The organism is Devosia sp., assembly GCF_040509215.1.
Taxonomy (GTDB): domain Bacteria; phylum Pseudomonadota; class Alphaproteobacteria; order Rhizobiales; family Devosiaceae; genus Devosia.
The window spans coordinates 1-3,247 of the sequence record NZ_JBEVLL010000386.1 but is presented as its reverse complement, the minus strand read 5'-3'; the positions used below and the strand labels follow the sequence as shown (position 1 = coordinate 3,247).

Sequence of the window (3,247 nt, the reverse complement as noted above, 5' to 3'; positions counted from 1 at the left end):
AAGGCGTCGCAGAAGCGGCAAAGTTCCTGGGCAAGCTATTCGCCTGATCCCCAAACAAAAAAGCCGGGCAATCGCCCGGCCTTTCCTCATTTCATCAGTGACCCATCGCCGGGCCACCATGCCCGCCTTCCGGCCGCTTCACAAAGAACGCCGCGACGATCATCAGCAGCGACACGATAGCGCCACACAGGAAGCCGCCGCGAATACCCGCCGCCAGGGCATCGACCGCATCGAGCCCAGCCGCTGTACCCGCCGCCGTCTGCAAGCTCATCACCGCCACGAAGAGCGCGATACCAGCCGCACCGGCCACCTGCTGCACAGAGCCCAAAATGGCGCTGGCATGCGAGTAGAACTTTGGCGGCACCGAGCTCATCGACGAGGTGAAGAGCGGGGTAAAGGTGAAAGCCAAGCCAATGCTGAGCACGATATGCCCTGCAACCACAGCCCAGACCGGGGTATGCTGGCTAACGAGCGTCAGCGCCCACATCACGGCCGACACCGCGATGACGCCCGGCACCAGCAGCGGCTTGGGACCGACGCGGTCATAAAGCCGACCAACCACCGGACCCAACACGCCCATAAGAAGGCCGCCCGGCAGCAGCAGCATGCCGGTCTGCAAGGTATCAAGACCGAGCACTTGCTGAGTATAGATCGGCAGCAGGATGGAACTGCCCAGCAGCGCCACCATGGCCACGGCCATGGTGATCAGGGCAAAGGTATAGTTCTTGTGCTGCAGCGTGCGCAGATCGAGCAGCGCCTTGTCTTCGTTCTGAAGGCCAAACTGGCGCCAGACGAAAGCCGCCATGGAAACGAGACCCACGGCAATCGGCGCCCAGGCCGGAATAGCCGAACCATGCTCGGCGCCTTCGCCCAGGCTCGACAGACCATAGACCAGACCGCCGAAGGCAAAGGCCGAGAGAATGACCGAGAGCACATCGAGCGGCGCATAACGCGGCGTCGACACGTTGCGGATGCGGCTCGCACCAATGACCAGCGCCAGGATGGCAATGGGCAGGGTGAAATAGAACATGAAGCGCCAGTCGAAATGGGCGAGGATAAAGCCACCAATCGTCGGACCGATGGCCGGGGCCACGGACATGACGATGGAAATATTGCCCATAACCTTGCCACGACCTTCCGGCGGCACCAATGACATGACGGTCGTCATCAGCAGCGGCATCATGATGGCCGTGCCCACGGCCTGCACGACGCGGCCGGCGATCAGCAACTCGATCCCCGGCGAGAGCGCGCAGATCAGCGTGCCCAGAGCAAAGACCGACATGGCGACCATGAAGATCGGTCGCGTATTCAGCCGCTGCAGCAGGAAGCCGGTGATCGGAATCACCACGGCCATGGTCAGGAGAAAGGCAGTGGTCAGCCACTGCGCCAGGCTCGCCGTAATGCCGAGATCGACCATCAGGTGCGGGATGGCCACGCTCATGATGGTTTCGTTGAGAAACACCACAAAGGTCGACACGAGCAGAAGCCCGATGACCAACCGATTGCGCGCTGCATTGTCAGGATGATGGGGAGCGCTTTGTTCAAGCGCGTCGAATGTTGCTGTGTCTGTCGTCATGTCCATACCCTCACTGAAGCGCGTGACACCCTTGCGACGCACGGCATCACCAGAGTTCGACAGCGCTTTCCAATTTCTCTGCGACAAGGCCTGTCAGCAGCCATCAGTTCAGACCGCGCTTAACTAATCCCGGAAGGATTGGCGGTCAATGCTAAATTATATGCTTAACTAATGCGCCCCATTTTCGGGGGAAGCCTGCTTAGGCCCGCCATAGGCGGTCGTCCAGACCAAATAAGCGCAAGGCTGCATTGCGTCCCAAAAATTTGAGAACAAAATATAAACATCGTTCTTGTTGTGTTCTTATTCGATTGCTAGATTTGTGGGGCGCCGACACGGTCGATTCCAGATCGCGGCGGCGGCAGCAGGAGATTTGCCATGGCCCTCTATCAGGCCCCCAGCTTCGAAGCGCTCGAACGTCTCAGCCAAAGCCGCGATGCAGATCTCGCACGCCGTGAACTTCTCGATAGCGACCGCATCCGCGGGCGCGGCGCCCAGACTAACCGCTCCGGACGCTTCGAGGCCCATGCGCGCGAAAATTTCGATGACGGCTGGGGCAGCGTCGAAACGCTGCCGACTTTTGAAACGGTCGAACATACCGAGCGCGCCAAGAGCATCATCACCACCAATGACAGCCCCGATATCGGCTTTGATCGCTCGATCAACGCCTATCGCGGTTGCGAGCATGGCTGCTCCTATTGCTATGCCCGCCCCACCCACGCCTATCTCGGCCATTCGGCCGGTGTCGATTTCGAGCGCGAAATCTACGTCAAGACCAATGCTGCCGAGGCTCTGCGCAGCGAATTGGGCGCAAAATCCTATCGCCCGAAACCCATCGCCATGGGCACCAATACCGACCCCTACCAGCCCTCCGAGCGCAAGCACAAGCTGACCCGCAGCATCCTCGAAGTCATGCTCGAAACGCGCCATCCGGTGATGATCACCACCAAGTCGGCGCTGATCCTCAGGGATCTCGACCTTCTTACTGAGCTCGCAAAACTCGGGCTTGCCAAGGTCGCCATCTCGGTGACGTCCATGGACCATAAGCTCAGCCGCAAGATGGAGCCGCGTGCCTCCTCGCCCGCTCGACGCCTCGAAGCCATTCGTGCGCTGAGCGAAGCCGGTGTTCCCACTGCCATCTTTGCTTCGCCGATGATCCCGGCCATCAACGATATGGAGCTCGAGCGCATCCTCGACGCCGGCAAAGCCCAGGGCGCGCTGGCCGCCTCGATGATCCTCCTCCGCCTCCCCGGCGAAGTGCGCGACGTGTTTCGCGAATGGCTGCTGCGTCACTTCCCCGACCGCGTGCGCCACGTCCTCTCCCTCGTCCGCGACACCCGCGGGGGGCGGGACTACGACTCGCGCTTCGGTACCCGCATGACCGGCGAAGGCCCCTACGCCACCCTGCTCCGGCAGCGTTTTGACAAAGCCCGCGAACGCTACGGGCTCGACACGAAACTGCCGGGTCTGCGTACCGACCTCTTCATCGCGCCGACGCTGGAGAGCAAGCAGATGAGCCTTTTCTAGACTCCTCTTCACCTCTCCCTTGGGGGAGAGGTCGGCGCGCAGCGCCGGGTGAGGGGGCCTTGCCATATGTCCTAGGCCCGCTGCTTCTTCTTCCCTGCATTGCGCAGCACGTGCGCGAACGACGAATCGTACAAGCTTGAGTCCCGG

The 3,247-nt window shown here is 61.2% G+C and carries 2 protein-coding genes; one reads left to right on the top strand and one right to left on the bottom strand.

Annotated elements, in window-relative coordinates; genetic code table 11:
* Positions 1-94: 94 nt before the first annotated feature.
* The gene (locus ABW043_RS21610) at positions 95-1,576 is read right to left on the bottom strand and encodes an MDR family MFS transporter (protein WP_353923259.1); all 1,482 of its coding nucleotides are present in this window, start codon (positions 1,574-1,576) and stop codon (positions 95-97) included.
* A 375-nt stretch (positions 1,577-1,951) separates the two neighbouring features.
* Between ABW043_RS21610 and ABW043_RS21605 the strand changes: the two genes are divergently transcribed.
* Positions 1,952-3,100: a PA0069 family radical SAM protein gene (locus tag ABW043_RS21605; protein ID WP_353923258.1), complete on the top strand. Its 1,149-nt coding sequence runs from the start codon at positions 1,952-1,954 to the stop codon at positions 3,098-3,100.
* The last annotated feature ends 147 nt before the right edge of the window (positions 3,101-3,247 follow it).